Source organism: Dankookia sp. P2, assembly GCF_050632255.1.
GTDB lineage: Bacteria > Pseudomonadota > Alphaproteobacteria > Acetobacterales > Acetobacteraceae > Paracraurococcus.
In genome coordinates this window covers 1,005,865-1,021,569 of record NZ_CP192581.1, presented here as the reverse complement: position 1 = coordinate 1,021,569, position 15,705 = coordinate 1,005,865, and the positions used below count along the sequence as shown (strand labels likewise).

At 73.2% G+C, this 15,705-nt stretch carries 23 protein-coding genes and 1 pseudogene; 9 read left to right on the top strand and 15 right to left on the bottom strand.

Going from position 1 to position 15,705, the window contains the following annotated elements:
- The first annotated feature begins 156 nt into the window (after nucleotides 1–156).
- From ACQ86J_RS06090 to ACQ86J_RS06080, 3 genes are all read left to right on the top strand, one after another.
- Complete coding sequence (locus ACQ86J_RS06090) at nucleotides 157–384, top strand: hypothetical protein (RefSeq protein WP_431270416.1); 228 nt, start codon at nucleotides 157–159, stop codon at nucleotides 382–384.
- A 66-nt stretch (nucleotides 385–450) separates the two neighbouring features.
- On the top strand, nucleotides 451–1,227 hold the full coding sequence (gene otsB, locus ACQ86J_RS06085) for a trehalose-phosphatase (RefSeq protein ID WP_431270415.1): 777 nt from the start codon (nucleotides 451–453) through the stop codon (nucleotides 1,225–1,227).
- Complete coding sequence (locus tag ACQ86J_RS06080) at nucleotides 1,224–2,570, top strand: alpha,alpha-trehalose-phosphate synthase (UDP-forming) (RefSeq protein WP_431270414.1); 1,347 nt, start codon at nucleotides 1,224–1,226, stop codon at nucleotides 2,568–2,570. The genes otsB and ACQ86J_RS06080 overlap by 4 nt, the downstream gene beginning before the upstream one ends.
- Before the next feature lie 48 nt (nucleotides 2,571–2,618).
- Here ACQ86J_RS06080 and ACQ86J_RS06075 read toward each other — a convergent pair whose 3' ends face one another.
- From ACQ86J_RS06075 to ACQ86J_RS06045, 7 genes are all read right to left on the bottom strand, one after another.
- A complete protein-coding gene (locus ACQ86J_RS06075; protein ID WP_431270413.1) occupies nucleotides 2,619–4,361 on the bottom strand; it encodes an ATP-binding protein in 1,743 nt (580 codons plus the stop codon).
- Between the two features lie 14 nt (nucleotides 4,362–4,375).
- Nucleotides 4,376–4,576 carry a hypothetical protein gene (locus tag ACQ86J_RS06070; protein WP_431270412.1) on the bottom strand — a complete coding sequence of 67 codons (201 nt, stop codon included), beginning with the start codon at nucleotides 4,574–4,576 and terminating at the stop codon, nucleotides 4,376–4,378.
- A complete protein-coding gene (locus ACQ86J_RS06065) occupies nucleotides 4,521–5,258 on the bottom strand; it encodes an ATPase domain-containing protein (protein ID WP_431270411.1) in 738 nt (245 codons plus the stop codon). The genes ACQ86J_RS06070 and ACQ86J_RS06065 overlap by 56 nt, the downstream gene beginning before the upstream one ends.
- Complete coding sequence (locus ACQ86J_RS06060) at nucleotides 5,249–5,623, bottom strand: ATPase domain-containing protein (RefSeq protein ID WP_431272312.1); 375 nt, start codon at nucleotides 5,621–5,623, stop codon at nucleotides 5,249–5,251. Before ACQ86J_RS06060 ends, ACQ86J_RS06065 begins: the two co-directional genes overlap by 10 nt.
- Nucleotides 5,511–5,885 carry an ATPase domain-containing protein gene (locus tag ACQ86J_RS06055; protein WP_431270410.1) on the bottom strand — a complete coding sequence of 125 codons (375 nt, stop codon included), beginning with the start codon at nucleotides 5,883–5,885 and terminating at the stop codon, nucleotides 5,511–5,513. Before ACQ86J_RS06055 ends, ACQ86J_RS06060 begins: the two co-directional genes overlap by 113 nt.
- Before the next feature lie 507 nt (nucleotides 5,886–6,392).
- Entirely contained in the window at nucleotides 6,393–7,025 is a 633-nt protein-coding gene (locus ACQ86J_RS06050) for a glutathione S-transferase family protein (RefSeq protein WP_431270409.1), read from the bottom strand.
- Nucleotide 7,026: 1 nt separating this feature from the next.
- Entirely contained in the window at nucleotides 7,027–7,653 is a 627-nt protein-coding gene (locus tag ACQ86J_RS06045; protein WP_431270408.1) for a glutathione S-transferase family protein, read from the bottom strand.
- 101 nt (nucleotides 7,654–7,754) lie between these two features.
- Between ACQ86J_RS06045 and ACQ86J_RS06040 the strand changes: the two genes are divergently transcribed.
- From ACQ86J_RS06040 to ACQ86J_RS06020, 5 genes are read left to right on the top strand one after another with little or no spacing between them, the layout of a single operon-like run.
- Entirely contained in the window at nucleotides 7,755–8,231 is a 477-nt protein-coding gene (locus ACQ86J_RS06040) for a disulfide bond formation protein B (RefSeq protein ID WP_431270407.1), read from the top strand.
- Complete coding sequence (locus tag ACQ86J_RS06035) at nucleotides 8,228–8,782, top strand: demethoxyubiquinone hydroxylase family protein (protein ID WP_431270406.1); 555 nt, start codon at nucleotides 8,228–8,230, stop codon at nucleotides 8,780–8,782. The genes ACQ86J_RS06040 and ACQ86J_RS06035 overlap by 4 nt, the downstream gene beginning before the upstream one ends.
- A complete protein-coding gene (locus ACQ86J_RS06030) occupies nucleotides 8,782–9,249 on the top strand; it encodes a YybH family protein (RefSeq protein WP_431270405.1) in 468 nt (155 codons plus the stop codon). Before ACQ86J_RS06035 ends, ACQ86J_RS06030 begins: the two co-directional genes overlap by 1 nt.
- A 55-nt stretch (nucleotides 9,250–9,304) precedes the next feature.
- Nucleotides 9,305–9,919 (top strand): alpha/beta hydrolase, encoded by a 615-nt coding sequence (locus ACQ86J_RS06025; protein WP_431270404.1) that lies wholly within the window; start codon nucleotides 9,305–9,307, stop codon nucleotides 9,917–9,919.
- On the top strand, nucleotides 9,826–10,269 hold the full coding sequence (locus ACQ86J_RS06020) for an alpha/beta hydrolase fold domain-containing protein (protein WP_431270403.1): 444 nt from the start codon (nucleotides 9,826–9,828) through the stop codon (nucleotides 10,267–10,269). The genes ACQ86J_RS06025 and ACQ86J_RS06020 overlap by 94 nt, the downstream gene beginning before the upstream one ends.
- 21 nt (nucleotides 10,270–10,290) lie before the next feature.
- Here ACQ86J_RS06020 and ACQ86J_RS06015 read toward each other — a convergent pair whose 3' ends face one another.
- Both ACQ86J_RS06015 and ACQ86J_RS06010 read right to left on the bottom strand, forming a co-directional pair.
- Nucleotides 10,291–10,866, bottom strand: coding sequence for an HNH endonuclease (locus ACQ86J_RS06015; protein WP_431270402.1), 576 nt, complete (start codon nucleotides 10,864–10,866; stop codon nucleotides 10,291–10,293).
- Between the two features lie 161 nt (nucleotides 10,867–11,027).
- On the bottom strand, nucleotides 11,028–11,681 hold the full coding sequence (locus ACQ86J_RS06010; RefSeq protein ID WP_431270401.1) for an alpha/beta hydrolase: 654 nt from the start codon (nucleotides 11,679–11,681) through the stop codon (nucleotides 11,028–11,030).
- Nucleotides 11,682–11,739: 58 nt separating this feature from the next.
- Between ACQ86J_RS06010 and gluQRS the strand changes: the two genes are divergently transcribed.
- A complete protein-coding gene (gene gluQRS, locus ACQ86J_RS06005) occupies nucleotides 11,740–12,636 on the top strand; it encodes a tRNA glutamyl-Q(34) synthetase GluQRS (protein WP_431270400.1) in 897 nt (298 codons plus the stop codon).
- 49 nt (nucleotides 12,637–12,685) lie between these two features.
- On the opposite strand, the gene ACQ86J_RS06000 is transcribed toward gluQRS, so the two are convergent.
- From ACQ86J_RS06000 to ACQ86J_RS05975, 6 genes and pseudogenes are all read right to left on the bottom strand, one after another.
- Complete coding sequence (locus ACQ86J_RS06000; protein ID WP_431272311.1) at nucleotides 12,686–13,843, bottom strand: PQQ-dependent sugar dehydrogenase; 1,158 nt, start codon at nucleotides 13,841–13,843, stop codon at nucleotides 12,686–12,688.
- Nucleotides 13,837–13,971 carry a hypothetical protein gene (locus ACQ86J_RS05995; protein ID WP_431270399.1) on the bottom strand — a complete coding sequence of 45 codons (135 nt, stop codon included), beginning with the start codon at nucleotides 13,969–13,971 and terminating at the stop codon, nucleotides 13,837–13,839. The genes ACQ86J_RS06000 and ACQ86J_RS05995 overlap by 7 nt, the downstream gene beginning before the upstream one ends.
- On the bottom strand, nucleotides 13,968–14,393 hold the full coding sequence (locus tag ACQ86J_RS05990; protein WP_431270398.1) for a DUF2231 domain-containing protein: 426 nt from the start codon (nucleotides 14,391–14,393) through the stop codon (nucleotides 13,968–13,970). Before ACQ86J_RS05990 ends, ACQ86J_RS05995 begins: the two co-directional genes overlap by 4 nt.
- A gap of 154 nt (nucleotides 14,394–14,547) precedes the next feature.
- Nucleotides 14,548–15,285 (bottom strand): 4-phosphopantoate--beta-alanine ligase, encoded by a 738-nt coding sequence (locus tag ACQ86J_RS05985; RefSeq protein ID WP_431270397.1) that lies wholly within the window; start codon nucleotides 15,283–15,285, stop codon nucleotides 14,548–14,550.
- A pseudogene (locus ACQ86J_RS05980) lies at nucleotides 15,239–15,373 on the bottom strand (pantoate--beta-alanine ligase); the annotation flags it as partial. The pseudogene ACQ86J_RS05980 and the gene ACQ86J_RS05985, both read right to left, overlap by 47 nt.
- A gap of 47 nt (nucleotides 15,374–15,420) precedes the next feature.
- Nucleotides 15,421–15,681, bottom strand: a complete 261-nt coding sequence (locus ACQ86J_RS05975; protein WP_431270396.1) for an alpha/beta fold hydrolase — start codon at nucleotides 15,679–15,681, stop codon at nucleotides 15,421–15,423.
- Between the last annotated feature and the right edge of the window lie 24 nt (nucleotides 15,682–15,705).

Sequence of the window (15,705 nt, the reverse complement as noted above, 5' to 3'; positions counted from 1 at the left end):
TGCGGCCGCCGGTGAGGGGGCGCAGGGCATCCATCGGGGCGTCATCGGGCATGGGTTTGCTCCCTTTTTCGTGTGCTTTCTTCACAGCTGCGTGTATTGTCTACGCATGGTCGCCATTCGGGGCGACCGCCTTGCCAGCTTGAAGGGAAGCCGCGCATGCGGGAAGCCTCCCGACCGCAGGCGCGCGCCGAACAGCGCGCCCTGGCCGTCGCCGTTGCCTGGATGATGGTGGTCCAGCTTGGCTGCGTCCTGCTGTGGGATGCCGGCTGGCTCGCCCGCCAGGCGGCGCTGATCCACTGGCTGATTGTCGGCGTGCTGCCCCCGGCGCTGGCTCTTTGGGGGATGCGGCAGCCCGATCCCGAGGTCGTCCGCCGGCCCCGCTAGGATCCTGTAGCGGCATTTTCGGTCTGCCTCGCGGTCTCGCGACGCAACCGCAACGCCGCCCTGGCCTTGTCCAGCCTGATGGCTGGACCCTTCTTCCTGCCGCCGCCACCAGGCGTGCCCGGATTGGGCCCCATCGGACGTGCGGCGCTGCTCCTCGATTTCGACGGCACCCTGGTGGAGATCGCCGCCAGGCCCGATGCCGTCCGCGTTCCCCCCGAGTTGCCCGGCCTGTTGCGCCGGTTGGCGGAGGAACTATCCGGCGCGCTGGCCGTGATCAGCGGCCGGCCGCTGCGCGACCTTGATCACTTCCTGCCGGTGCCGATCGCCATGGCCGGCGACCATGGCGCCACCCTGCGTCCCGATCCCGGCCAGCCGCCGATCGGCACCGACCTGCCGCATGCACCGGCCGCTTGGCGGGTCCGGGCGGCGGAGCTGCTGGCCCGCTACCCGGCGGCGCTGATCGAGGACAAGGAGCACGGCTTCGTCGTCCACTACCGCCAGGTCCCCGAGGCCGGGCCGGAGGCGGAGGCGCTGCTCGCCTCCCTGGTCGCGGAGGACCCCGCGGGCTTCACCCTGCTCGAGGCCCGCATGGCCTGGGAAATCCGGCCGCGTGGCGCGTCCAAGGGCACCGCGGTAAACGCGCTGATGTCCCGCCCGCCCTTCGCCGGCCGCGTCCCGGTCTTCATTGGCGACGACGTGACCGACGAGGAAGGCATGGCGGTGGCCCGCCGCTTCGGCGGCCAGGGCTGGCGGCTGCAGGATGCCTTCGGCAACCCGGCCGCGCTGCGCGACTGGCTGGCCCTGGCCGCTGCTCCTCCCGGACCTGCCGGCACCGATCCGTGAACCGCCTCGTCATCGTCGCCAACCGCGTCCCCAACCCCCGGGAACGCGGCGCCACGGCGGGCGGCCTGGCCGTCGCGCTGAAGGATGCCCTGACCCGGCGGGAGGCGCTCTGGTTCGGGTGGTCCGGCCAGATCGCCGAAGCGACCGCGGCCGAGCCGACCGAGCTACGCGTCGGCCGCATCACCTATGCGACGCTCGACCTGGGGCGGGAGGACTATCGCCGCTTCTACCAGGGCTTCGCCAACGGCTCGCTCTGGCCGACACTGCACTACCGGCTCGGCCTCGCGCATTTCTCGCGCGAGGATCATGCCGGCTACCGCAAGGTCAACGCCGCCTTCGCCGCGACGCTGGCGCCGATGCTGCGGCCGGACGACACGGTCTGGGCGCACGACTTCCACCTCTTCCCCTTCGCCGCCGAGCTGCGGCGGCGCGGCGGGCGGCAGCGGATCGGCTTCTTCCTGCACGTGCCCTTCCCGCCGGGCGGGCTGTTCTGCGCCCTGCCGCGGGCCGAGGAGCTGCTCGCCGACCTCGCCGCCTACGACGTCATCGGGGTGCAGACCGAGGACGACGCCGGCAACCTGCGCGAGGCGCTGGCGGCGGCCGGGCAGGCCGAGGCCGCGGCCCGCGTCCAGGCCTTCCCGATCGGGATCGAGGCCGAACCCTTCACGGCGCTGGCCGAGAAGGCCATGGAGAAGCGCGAGACCGAGCGCTTCCGCACCTCCCTCGTCGACCGCGCGCTGATCGTCGGCGTCGACCGGCTCGACTACACCAAGGGCCTGCCGCAGCGCTTCTGCGGCTACGGCCAGCTGCTCGCGCGGTTCAAGGGCCACCGATCGAAGGTCACCTACCTGCAGGTCGCCCCGGTCTCGCGCGGCGACGTCGCGCAGTACCGCGCGCTGCGGCGGGAGCTCGACGAATGGGTCGGCCGCATCAACGGCGCCTATGCCGAGCCGGACTGGGCGCCGCTGCGCTACATGACCCGCGCCGTCGCGCGCCCCGTGCTGGCCGGCTTCATGCGGATGGCCCGCGTCGGGTTGGTGACGCCCTTGCGGGACGGGATGAACCTGGTCGCCAAGGAATACATCGCCGCGCAGGACCCGGACGACCCCGGCGTGCTGGTGCTGTCCCGCTTCGCCGGCGCGGTGGCGCAGCTGCCCGGCGCGCTGCTGGTGAACCCGCTCGACCCCGACGAGATCGCCGAGGCGCTGGACCAGGCGCTGAGCATGCGCCGCGAGGAACGCCGGGCGCGCTTCGAGGACTGCGCCGTCTCGGTGCGCGAGGAGGGGGCACGGGCCTGGTGCCGGAATTTCCTCGGTGTGCTGGAAGGCGCCAACGACGCCTGACCGCGCCGGCGTCGACCCGACCCTGCGCAGCCTCTCGCGCCATCCGCCCTAGCCGCCCGCGGCCAGGCCGGCGGCCTGCCCGAGCGCGGTCGGGCTCGCCGCGCCCGGGCCGAGCATCCGGTCGATCACCCGCGCCAGCTCATCCTGCCGGTAGGGCTTGGTCAGGCGCGGCAGGTCGGCAGGCGGGGTGCCGGCGGCGAGGTCGACGAATCCGCTCGCCAGCACCACCCGCAGCCCCGGGCGCAGGCGCCGCGCGGCCAGCGCGACCTCGAGCCCGGTCATGCCCGGCATGGCATAGTCGGTCACCAGCAGGTCGACCGCCGCGCCGCCGGCCAGGATCGCCAGCGCCTTGGCGCCGGACTCCGCCTCAAGCACGCTGTGGCCCAGATCCTCCAGCAGGTCGGCCGTGCTGCGGATGATGAGCGGGTCGTCATCGACCAGCAGGATGCGGGAGGGCGGCGCCGGCGCGGCCAGGCCCGTCGCCGCGCCCTCGGCCTCGGCCGCCGCGGCGTCGGGGCCCGTGGCGGCGGGCAGCAGCAGCTCGGCGATGGTGCCCTCGCCGGGGACGCTGCTGAGGCGGAGGTCGCCGCCGAGCTGGCGCGCCACGCCATGCACCATGGAGAGCCCGAGCCCGGTGCCCTGGCCGACCGGCTTGGTGGAGAAGAACGGCTCGACCGCGCGGGCCAGCGTGGCCGCATCCATCCCGGTTCCGGTATCCGAGACGCGCAGCCGCAGGTAGCAGGTCGCGGTGCCCGGCAGGCCCGGCACCGCCTGCGGCGGCACCGCATCCACCCGGATGCCGAGCCGCCCGCCCTCCGGCATCGCGTCCCGCGCATTGACCGCCAGGTTCAGCAGGGCGAGCTCCAGCTGGTTGGTGTCGGCCATCGCCTTGGGCAGCCCGGCCGCGGCCTCGACCTCCAGCTCGACCCGCGGCCCGAGCGAGCGGCGCAGCAGGTTGCCCATGCCCTCGACCAGGGCGGCGAGGTCCACCGCCTCCGGCCGCAGCTCCTGCCGCCGGGCGAAGGCCAGCAGCCGCTGGGTCAGCGCCGCGCCGCGCTGGGCGCCCTGCATCGCCCCCTCGATCAGCCGCTGGATGCGGGCATCCTCCGCGGGCAGCCGCTTGCGCAGCAGCGAGAGGTTGCCGAGCACCGCCATGAGCAGGTTGTTGAAGTCATGCGCCACGCCGCCGGTGAGCTGGCCGATCGCCTCCACCTTCTGCGACTGGCGGAGCTGCGCCTCGACCCGCTCGCGCTCGGCCATCTGCTCGGTCAGCCGGTCGTTGGTCTCGCTGAGCGCGCGGGTCCGCTCGGCGACCCTTTCCTCCAGCATCGCATTGGCCCGCTGCAGCGCCTCCTCGCCGCGGCGGACCTCCTCCAGCCGGGCACGCGCCTCGTATTGCCGGCGGCGGCCGCGCAGCGCGGCGCGCACCACGCTGACCAGGGTGGTCGGGTGGAAGGGCCGCTCGAGGAAGGAGGCATTGCCCAGGACCTCCCAGAGCCGGACCGCCGCCGGGTTGCGCTCCGGCCCGCCGCCGCGGCCGGTCAGCAGCACGAAGGGGAAGTCGGACCAGGCCGGCTGCCGCGCCAGCAGCGCCGCGAGCGGGGCGAGGTCGGCATCGCGGAAGGCTTCCTCGGCGACCACCGCAAGGCCCGCGCCCGTCTCGATCGCCGCCAGCAGCGCCGGCAGGCCGCCGACCGGCTCGGCGGCGATCCCGGCTTCCCGCAGCAGCGCCGCGGCGAGCGGCGCATCGCGGCCAAGCGGCGCGAGGACCAGCGCGCGCTCGGACAGCATGGGGCCGGCGGGCGTCACGCCGGCCGGGCGTCGAGCAGCGGGTCGCCGCCTTCGCCGCCGACATAGATCGGTACCCCGCGCAACACGCCCTGGAAGGCCTCGACCGGCGCGCCGATGGTCAGGCCGCGGCCGTCGATGCGGGATTCGCGGATCGTGTCCTCATGCGCGCCGCCGCGCTTCTTGATGACCGAGATGGCCCGGCGCACCCGGCCCATGGCCTCGAAATAGCGCAGCAGGATCACCGTATCGGCCAGGTAGGTGACGTCCACCGAGACCGTCATGTCGCCGACCAGCCCGTGCTGCGCGACCGGCAGGAAGGTCGTGGTGCCCTGCCGGTTCAGGTACTGCAGCAATCTCGTGGATGTGCAGGATGAGGTCGCGTTCGTCCGGCATGGCGGCCTGGTAGCCGTTCAGGCTGTCGATCACCACGGTGCGGATGCCGACGGCATCCACGCTGTGCCGGACCTGGTGGGCGAATCTCGCCGGGGAGAGCTCCGCCGCGTCCACCTGTTCCAGCAGCAGCGCGCCGCTCGCCTGCATGGCCGGGAGATCGAAGCCCATGACCTGGGCCCGGTCGATCAGCAGGCCCAGCTCCTCGTCGAAGACGAAGAAGGCCGCCTTCTCGCCGCGCGCCACGCTGGCGGCGATGACTTGCAGGCTGAGCAGCGACTTGCCCGAGCCGGCCGGGCCGAGCAGCAGCGTGCTCGAGCCGCGCTCCACCCCGCCGCCGAGGATCAGGTCCAGCCCGGGGATGCCGCTGCCCTGGCGGCTGCGGGCGAAATCCACCCGGTGCTCGGCGGCAATCAGGCGGGGGAAAACGCGCACGCCGCCGGTGTCGATGGCGAAGTCGTGGAAACCGCCGCGATAGGCTTGGCCGCGATACTTGATCACCCGCATCCGCCGCCGCTCGGCGCCGTAGGAGGGGCGAGCTCCTCCAGCCGGATCACGCCATGCGCCAGGCTGTGCACGGTCTTGTCCTGCGAATCGGTGGTGAGGTCGTCGAGCATCAGGACGGTGGCGCCGTGGCGGTTGAAATAGTGCTTCATCGCCAGGATCTGCCGGCGGTAGCGGAGCGAGCTCTGCGCCAGCAGGCGGATCTCCGACAGGCTGTCGAGCACGACGCGCGCCGGCCGCGCACGCTCCACCGCCTCAAAGACCAGGCGCGTGGTCTCGCCGAGCTCGAGGTCCGAGGAATAGAGGAGGCTCTGCTGCTGGTCGGCGTCGAGCAGGCTCTCGGGCGGCACCAGCTCGACCACCTCGATCTCCGGTCGCAGCGACCAGCCATGCGAGGCAGCGCCCTCGCGCAGCTCGGTCTCGGATTCTGGACAAGGTGATGTAGAGCCCGCGCTCGCCGCAGGCCGCGCCTTCCTGCAGGAATTGCAGGGCGACGGTGGTCTTGCCGGTGCCGGGATTGCCCTCGAGCAGGTAGACGCGGCCGTGGGCGAGGCCACCCGCCAGGACATCGTCGAGCCCGGCAATGCCGAAGCGGGCCTTGGCGCGGGGCGTTCCGGGTTCGGGGGTCATCGAGGCATCTCTTCGGCGGACGCCGCGTCCGGCGCGAGGCCGGGGCGGCTGGTCTGGTGGCGGCGCGGCGGCGGGCCGGCAGGCACCGCGCCTTCCAGGGTGGGGAAGGCCGGGGCGCTGGCGGATGGCCGCCAAGTGGATGCAGCGAAGAACTGTTCGCTCTGCGACACCGTGAGCGCGCGGCCAGGGCGGTGGTTGCGCCCGGCAGGCCCCGGGGCGCTGCCGAAGGGCAAGGGAATCGCGGTTTCGGACAAAGGGTCGGGGGCAATCACCGCCCGACCTCTCCGGGCCCGCCCGCCAAGGCCCGCAGCGCCGCTGGGCGGCAGGGGCGATTTCGGACAAAGCCCCGGGGCGGCGACGCGGGCCGGTCGGTGGCGCGATGCGGAATTGTTGACTGGATCATGCGCCGGGCCCCGAACCAAACAGGGCAGAGTATGAGGAATATAGTCCTTTTGGCAAGCCCAAAGGACGGGCGGCAGCCGGAACCGGCGCCGCCGCCCCCGCCGGTCAGGTCAGCGGCACCGCGACATGCTTCCGGTAGGCCGGGCGGTCCAGCAGCCGCTCGTACCAGCCGCGCAGCCGCGGCAGCGCGGCCCGCTCGATCGGCAGGGCGTACCAGCGGTGCAGGAAGCCGCCGAGCGCCATGTCGGCGATGCTGAACTCGCCGGCGATGAAGTCCCGCCCCTCGAGCTGGGCCTCGGCGATGCGCCAGAGCCGCTCCGCCGCGTCGCGCGCCCGCGCCACCGCCGCCATGTCGCGCTCGGCCTCCGGCGTGCGGACCAGGGCCCAGAAGACCACCCGCATCGGCTCGTTCATCGAGGCGAGCGTCCAGTCCATCCAGCGCTCGACATCGGCGCGGGCCTCCGGCGCCTCGCAGTAGAAGGCGTTGCCGCCGGGCTGGGTGCGGCAGAGGTAGCGCAGGATCGAATGGCTCTCCCAGAGCGAATAGCCGTGCGGCATCACCAGGGTCGGCACGGTGGCATTGGGGTTCATCGCGGCGTAGTCGGGATCCCGCGTCCGGCCGAAGGCGCCGCCGGCCTCGATCCGCTCGAAGGGGATGGCCAGCTCGTCCAGCAGCCAGAGCACCTTCATGACGTTGACCGAGCTGGCCCGGCCCCAGACGGTGAGGAGCTGCGCCATCTCAGGTCATCTCCACCGCGACATGCGCGGCGAAGCCCGGGTGCTGCGCCTTCAGCCTGGCATACAAGCCCTCGAGGTTCGGCATCGGCGCGCGTTCGACCGGCAGGGCGAACCAGCGGTGCAGGTAGGGGCCGAGCGCGATCTCGGCCAGCGAGAAGCCGCCCGCCAGGTAGTCCCGTCCCTGCAGCTGCCGGTCGACGATCCGCCAGAGCGCCTCCACCTCGTCCCGCGCCTTCGCGGTCGCCACCATGTCGCGCTTCGCCTCGGGCGTGCGGACATAGGTGAAGAAGATCGTGGTCATCGGCCCGGACAGCGTCGCCAGCTGCCAGTCCATCCAGCGCTCGACCTCGCCGCGGAGCCTGGGCGCGGTGGGATGGACCGGGTCGCCCGGCTTCCGCGAGGCGACGAGGTAGCGGAGGATCGAGTTGCTCTCCCAGAGCGAATAGCCGTCCGGCTCCTCGATGGTCGGCACCCGGCTGTTCGGGTTCATCGCGAGGTAGAAGGGCTCGGTGGTGCGGCCGTACTCGCCGCCGGCATCGATCCGCTCGTAGGGGATCGACAATTCCTCGCAGAGCCAGAGCACCTTCATCACGTTGCTCGAGCTCGCCCGGCCCCAGACCTTCAGCATGGCGCATCTCCGTCCCTGTCGGCGGCAGCCTAGCATCGGCCGGCTGCGGCGCCCAAGCCATGCCGGGTTGCGTCGCCGCGGGGGGCAGGGGAGAAGGAGGCATGCTTCCGATGCTGCTTGTCGCGGCGCTGGCCGCCGCCGCGCCGATCTTCGCCCGGGCCAGCGAGGGGATCTGGGGCATCGCCCCCTGCGAGCTGTGCCTGTGGCAGCGCTGGCCCTATTGGGTCGCGGCGGGGCTGGCCCTGGCCGCGGCGCTGCTGCCGCGCCGCCGAGGTTTGCTGGGCGGGTTGGCGATCCTGGCGATCCTCGCCTCCGGCGCGGTCGGGGCCTTCCATGTCGGCGTCGAGCAGGGCTGGTGGCCCTCGCCGCTGCCGGGCTGCCAGGTGCCGCGGGCGACCCTCGGCGGGAGCATCGACGACATGCTGAAGGGATTGTCCGCGGCGCCGTCCAAGCCCTGCGACGCGCCGACCTACCTGGTGCCCGGCCTGCCGCTCTCGATGGCGGCGATGAACCTGCTCTATGCGCTTGGCCTTTCCGGGCTCGGCCTCATCTTCCTCCGCAGAGGAGCCAAAGCATGACCCGCATGACCGCCGAGGGCCGCCTGCCCGGCGATCCGACCGCCCGCCAGTATGTCGAGCGGGTGATCCGCGTCGACCATGCCGGGGAATACGGCGCCAAGCGCATCTACCAGGGCCAGCTCGCGGTGCTGCGCGGCACGAAGTGGGAGCCGATCATCCGCCACATGCAGGCGCAGGAGCAGGTGCATCTCGACACCTTCGCCAAGCTGATCGCGCAGCGCCGGGTGCGGCCGACCGCGCTGCTGCCGGTCTGGCACGTCGCGGGCTTCGCGCTCGGCGCCGCGACCGCGCTGATGGGGCACCGCGCCGCCATGGCCTGCACGGTCGCGGTGGAGGAGGCGATCGACGAGCACTACCAGGCGCAGGAGGCGGCGCTCGGCGAGGACGAGGCGGCGCTGCGCGGCAAGGTGGAGCAGTTCCGCGCCGAGGAGCTCGAGCACCGCGACACAGGCCTGGAGCACGAGGCCGAGCTGACCCCGGGCTACCGAGTGCTGAGCGCCGCGATCAAGGCCGGCTGCAAGCTGGCGATCAAGGTAAGCGAGCGGGTCTGATGCAGGCCCTTCCCCTGCCGCAGGCGGATGCCGCGACCGCCGCCGCCATCAAGGACTGGCTCGCCCGCTTCGCCGCCTGCGTGCGGGAGGTGGACTACGCCGGCGCCTATCCCTTCTGGCACGACGCCATCGTCATCTTCGGCACCTACCAGGAGCTGGTCCGCAGCCGGCAGGCCTGGACGGATACCCAGTGGGACAATGTCTGGCCGCGCACCGCCGACTTCGCCTTCGACCTGGCGAATACCGAGGTGCTGGCCTCCCCCGACGGCGGCATGGCGGTGGCGATCACCCCCTGGACCAGCACCGGCTTCCACCGGGATGGCACGCCCTTCCCGCGGCCGGGCCGGGCGACCATCGTCCTGGCGCGGCAGCCGGATGGGCGCTGGGTCGGGGTACACAGCCACATGTCGCTGGGCAAGGGCGTGCCGCAGGACAGTTTCGGCAGCCGGCCCATCAAGGCGCGGTAGTTGTCGGCCGCTTCAGGCTGGGCCACGCTTATGCCAAGTCTTGGGAGAGACGACCATGCCGGTGGACCCGCAGATCCAGGCGCTGCTCGATGCCGGGCGGCACCTGCCGCGCACCGAGACGCTGAGCCCGGCCGCCGCCCGGGCGCAGTACGAGGCGCGCATCGCCGCCATGGCGCCGCCCGCCGGGGTGGCGCGGGTGGAGGAACGGGAGATCGCCGGGCCCGCCGGCGCGCCGCTGAAGCTTCGCCTCTACACGCCGTTGGGGCAGGGACCCTTCCCCCTGCTGGTCTTCTTCCATGGCAGCGGCTTCGTGCTCTGCAGCCTCGACACCCATGACGGCATCTGCCGCAACCTCTGCGCCGGGGCAGGCTGCGTCGTCGCCTCGGTCGATTACCGGCTGGCGCCGGAGCACCCATTCCCCGCGGCGCCGGAGGATTGCATGGCGGCCACGCGCTGGTGCGCCGATCATGCCGCGGAGCTCAACGCCGATGCGGCGCGGCTGGTGGTGGGCGGCGACAGCGCCGGCGGCAACCTGGCGGCGGTGACGGCGCTGCGGCTGCGGGACGAGGGCGGGCCGTGCCCCGTCGGGCAGCTCCTGCTCTATCCCGTCACCGACTGGCACACCCCGGCTGGCCTTCCTACGCCGAGAATGCCGAGGGCTACGGGCTGACCCGGGCGACGATGGAGTGGTTCTGGGGCCACTACCTGGCCGATCCGGCCCGCGACGCCGCCCATCCGCATGCCGCGCCCATCAAGGCGGCTAGCCTGGCCGGCCTGCCGCCCGCCCTGGTCACCACCGCGGAATACGACCCGCTGCGCGACGAGGGCGAGGCCTATGCGGCGAAGCTGGCCGCGGCCGGCGTCACGGTCGCCTGCACCCGCTGGCTCGGGCTGAACCACGGCTTCTATTTCTGGGCCGGGAAGGTCGACCGCTGCACGACGGCGATGGCGGAGGCGGCGGGCTGGCTGCGCGAGGTCTTCGCCGGGCGGGCGCCGGGCTGGACGAAGGCGGAGCGCTGACAGGCCCGGGCGGGAGGTGCCTCAGCTCTCCAGCTCGGAATCCCAGTAGAGGTAGTCCCGCCAGCTCTCGTGCAGGTAGTTCGGCGGGAAGGCCCTGCCGTTCTCCTGCAGCTCCCAGCTGGTCGGCTGGCGCGGGGTCTGGCGCGGCAGCATGTTGCACTCGCGCGGCAGCTTGTTGCCCTTGCGCAGGTTGCAGGGCCCGCAGGCGGTGCAGACATTCTCCCAGGTCGTGCGCCCGCCGCGGCTGCGCGGGATCACGTGGTCGAAGGTCAGGTCATGCGTCGGCCGGTGGTCGCCGCAATACTGGCAGGCGAAGTGGTCGCGCAGGAAGACGTTGAAGCGGGTGAAGGCCGGCCGCCGCGCCGCGGGGATATATTCCTTCAGCGCGATCACGCTGGGAAGCCGCATCGACACGGTCGGCGAATGCACCTCCGCCTCGTACTCGTTCAGCACCGACACACGGTCGAGGAAGACCGCCTTCACCGCGTCCTGCCAGGACCAGATCGACAATGGGAAATAGGAGAGCGGGCGGAAATCCGCGTTCAGCACGAGCGCCGGGAAGGACTGGCCACCGATGAAGCTACCGCCGTCAGGCAAGCGCCGCTCCTTTGCAGGGCGGGGTCAGCTACAGATGGAGCCTGGTACTGCGTCTGGGCCCCAAATGCTGTGGCACCGCCGAGTCTCGAGCCATTCTTGCCAGTGCGTGGACGAGGTCTGCAAGCCGCCCCGCCCCGGGGCCACCGGCTTTCATGCTTTCGTCACGTCCCGGTCCCGGTGTTGAAGGCGGCTTCCAGCCAGCGCCGCCCGGCCGCCAGCCCGGCCTCGTCGATGCCATGCGCGAGGCCGGGGCGGACCAGCGCCTCCACCGGCACCCCGGCCTGGCGCAGCGCCGCCGCGGCGGCGCGGGTCGCCTCGACCGGGACGATGTCGTCCGCCTCGCCATGCACCAGCAGCACCGGCGGGCGGCCGGTGGCCTCTGCGGCAAGCGCCTCGGCCGCCAGCAGCGCGCCGGAATAGCCGAGGATGGCGGCCGGCGGCACCGCCCGGCGCAGCCCGGTGTACAACGCCATCATGCAGCCCTGGCTGAACCCGGCCAGCGCCAGGGCGGAGCCCGGCAGGCCGAGCCGCCCCAGCTCGGCGTCGAGGAAGCCGTCCAGCGGGCCGCGGGCCGCCATGGCACCCGCCGCCACCGCCGCCGGCCGGCGGTCCTGCAGGCTGAACCATTGCCGGCCATAGGGGCCCATGTCGCAGGGCTCCGGCGCATCCGGGGCGACGAAGGCTGCCTCCGGCAGGGCCGGGGCCCAATGCGCCGCGAGCTCGATCAGGTCCTGCCCGTCGGCGCCGAGCCCGTGCAGCAGCACCACCAGCTTGCTTCGCCGGGCCGCCCGAGGCCGGGCCGATACGGGGTCCATCCAGGCTGGCCATGCGTCTTGCTCCTCTCGCGCCTCTTCCGCTAGCGCGCCGCGGGCGATGCCAGCAACCGCAAGCCTCCGTCATCTGCTGCCCGACCTGCCGCCCGGCGCGGTGACGCGCTTCGCGCCGAGCCCGACCGGGCTGCTGCATCTCGGCCATGCCCATGCGGCGCTCTTCGCCGCCGGCCTGGCCGAGGCCGCGGGCGGGCGCTTCCTGCTGCGGCTCGAGGATATCGACGCGACCCGCTGCCGGCCGGAATTCGCCGCGGCGATCGAGACGGACCTCGCCTGGCTCGGCCTGGCCTGGGAGCGGCCGGTGCGGGTCCAGTCGCGCCACATGCCGGCCTACCGGGCGGCACTCGGCCGGCTGGCGGCGCGCGGCCTGGTCTATCCCTGCTTCTGCACCCGCGGCGACATCCAGCGGGAGATCGCCGCTGCCGGCCATGCCCCGCACCTGGCTCCCTCGGGGCCGGACGGCCCGCTCTATCCCGGCACCTGCCGCCGGCTGGTCCCCGCCGAGCGCGAAGCGCGGATCGCCGCCGGGGCGCCGCATGCGCTGCGGCTCGACATGGCCGCGGCGCTGGCCGCTGCACCGGCGGACCTCTCCTTCCACGAACTCGGCGAGGGCCGGCTGCGCTGCGACCCCGCGCAATCTGGCGACGCGGTGCTGGCGCGGAAGGAGGTGCCGGCGAGCTACCATCTCTGCGTCACCCATGACGACGCGCTGCAGGGCGTGACGCTGGTGACCCGCGGGGTGGACCTGAAGCCGGCGACGCATCTGCACCGGCTGCTGCAGGCGCTGCTCGGCTGGCCGGAGCCGGCCTATGCGCATCACGGGCTGATCACCGGCCCGGACGGCCGACGGCTGGCCAAGCGCGACCGGGCACCGACCTTGCGGGCGCTGCGCGAGGCGGGTCACGGCGCGGCGGAGGTGCGGCGCCTGGCCGGCTGGTAGCGGCAGCCAAGGGGGCAGCGCCTTCGCCGCGTTGCCCCCTGCCGCAGCGTCAGCGGCTGGCGGTGACCCGCCAGACGGTGTTCGACACGTCGTCGGCGACGATCAGGGCGCCGCGCGGGTCGACCGAGACCCCGACCGGCCGGCCCCGCGTCCTGCCGTCGGCGGTCAGGAAGCCGGTCACGACATCGACCGGGTCGCCGGCCGGCTTGCCGTCGCGGAATGGCACGAAGACCACCCGGTAGCCGGCGGGCTGGTCGCGGTTCCAGCTGCCATGCTCGCCGACGAATGCGCCCGAGGCGAAGTCCCCGCCCATCGCCGGGGCCGAGAAGGCCAGGCCCAGCGCCGCCACATGCGCGCCGAGCGCATAGTCCGGCGGAATCGCGGACGCGACCTTCTGCGGGTCCTGCGGCCGCACGCGCTCGTCCACATGCTGGCCCCAGTAGCTGTAGGGCCAGCCGTAGAAGGCGCCCTCCTTCACCGATGTCAGGTAGTCCGGCACCAGGTTGGGGCCGATCTCGTCCCGCTCGTTCGCCACCGCCCAGAGCCGGTCCGTGCCCGGCTGGATGGCGAGCGAGGTCGGGTTGCGGAGGCCGGTGGCATAGGGCCGGTGCGCGCCGGTCCGCGCATCGATCTGCCACACGCGGGCGCGGTCGGCCTCCACCTCCATCCCGCGTTCCGTGATGTTGCTGTTCGAGCCGATGCCGACATAGAGGACCTGGCCATCCGGGCTGGCGGCGAGCGACTTCGTCCAATGGTGGTTGACCGCGGAGGGCAGGCTGGTCACCAGCGCCGGCGGCCCGCTCGCGGTCGTCTGGCCGTCGCGGTAGTCGAAGCGTACCAGCGAATCCTGGTTGGCGACGTAGATGGCGCCATTGGCGAAGGCGAGGCCATAGGGCCCGTTGAGGTGCTCGGCGAAGACGCTCCGCGCCTCGTAGGTGCCGTCGCCATCGGCGTCGCGCAGCAGCGTCAGCCGGTTGCCGCCATGCACCGAGCTCTTGCCCTTGGCCTTGATCCAGGTGGCGATGAAGTCCTTGGGGCGGAGCGGCGGCTCGTTGCCGCCGGTGCCCTCGGCCACCAGGATGTCGCCGTTCGGCAGCACCAGGGTCTGGCGGGGGATCCGCAGGTCCGTGGCGATCGCCGCGATCTGGTAGCCCTGCGGCACCGTCGGTCGGTCGCCGGCCCAGGCCGTCGGCTTCGGGATCACCATGTCGGGCAACAGGCCGCGCTGGGGGCCGGCAGCTGCGGGCTGGCCCCGTGCTGTTCGGGGCCGGGGTCGCCGTCGCAGGCGGCGAGGGCCAGCGCCGCGGCGCCGACCAGCAGGGCTGCGCGCTTCATGCCACCGCTCCCGGGCGGATGCCCGAATAGCCCAGCCAGGACGCCACCAGCGCCAGCACCGCCACGGCCGCCGAGAGGTAGAGCGCCTCCGGCATGATGGCGTAGGCGTCCTTGCCGTGGACGAAGGCGTCGATCAGGCCGAGCACCCACATGGCCGCCAGCGCCACGAAGTAGAGGCCGGCATGCCGCCGCCGGGCCGGACCGGCGCGGAACAGGTCGATCAGCGCCCAGAGCGCCGCGAAGCCGCCGAAGAGCAGGCCGCCGGCATTGAGCCAGGCCGCGAAGTTAGACCACTGCACCTCGAAGCTTTGCGCATAGGCGATGTCGCTGAGCAGCGCGCCGAGGAACAGCGGCAGCGGGAAGGCGAGCAGGATCGCGTGCAGCGGGTGCAGCGGCCTGGCAGGCACGGATATGGCGACCACGGAAAATCCTCTCCTTCCTCGGCCGGGCCGCCCGACGGGCGGGAGGCCGGGCCCGCGTCCGCCGGGGACGCCAGCCGGCAACGGGGCAGGGATCGGAGGGTTGCGGCCGCCGCCAAGCGACAGGAGACCGGGGAGAATAAAACCTTCCCGGCCTTCAGGCCGCGATGTTGTCCAGCAGCCGCACGCTGCCGAGCCGCGCCGCGACGATCAGCCGGCCGGGCAGGGCGGCTGCCTCGCGCAGCGTCTCCGGCTCGACCAGCGCCAGGTAGTCCACCACGAAGCCCTCGGCCGCGAGCCACGCGCGTGCCTCGGCCAGCGCCGGGCCGGCCGGCTGCCCGGCGGCAAGCACCCGCGCCGCCTGCTGCAGGGCGGCATGCACCAGCCTCGCCTTGGCGCGATCCGCCGGCGCCAGGAAGCGGTTGCGGGAGGACATCGCCAGCCCGTCCGCCTCCCGCACCGTCGGGCAGCCGATGATGCGGGTGGGGATGTCGAGGTCGGCGACCATCCGCCGCACCACCTGCAGCTGCTGCCAGTCCTTCTCGCCGAACAGCGCCACGCGCGCCCCGGTCTGCAGGAAGAGCTTGGCGCAGACCGTGGCGACGCCGCGGAAATGCCCGGGGCGCGCGGTGCCCTCCCAGCCCTCGGACGGGCCCGCGACCTCGATCGTGGTGGCGCGCCCGGGCGGATACATCGCCTCCACCCCCGGCAGCCAGGCCAGGTCGCAGCCGGCCGCCTCGAGCGCCGCCAGGTCGCCGGCCTCGTCGCGCGGGTAGCGGCTCAGGATCCTCGTTCGGGCCGAATTGCAGCGGGTTGACGAAGATCGAGGCGGCGACCGCACCGCCCGGCCCCACCGCCCGCCGCGCCGCGGCGACCAGCGAGATGTGGCCGGCATGCAGCGCCCCCATGGTGGGCACCAGGGCGAGGGGGCCGAGCCGCTCGGCTTCGGCGCGCAGGGTCGGCAGGTCGCGGGCGATACGCATGCGGATGCATGTGCGCCAGGGCGGATCGCGCCGCAAGCCCGCCGGGATCAGTCCGCCTCGTCCAGGAAGTCGCGCAGGGCGGCGATGGTCGCCGCCGGCTGCTCCTCCATCAGCCAGTGGCCGGACCCGGCGATCACCAGCTTCCGCACGTCGCTGGCGGCCGCGCGCATCACCCTGGCCATGGTCGGCCCGAAGGACCCTGCGCCGCCGACCGCCAGCACCGGCATCCCCAGCTTGCCGCGGGCGAGGAATGCCTTGTTGTCCTCGGCGTCCCGGTCGAAGGCGGCGAACTGGTTGGAAGCCCGCATGCATGGCGCCGGGCAGGGCGTAGA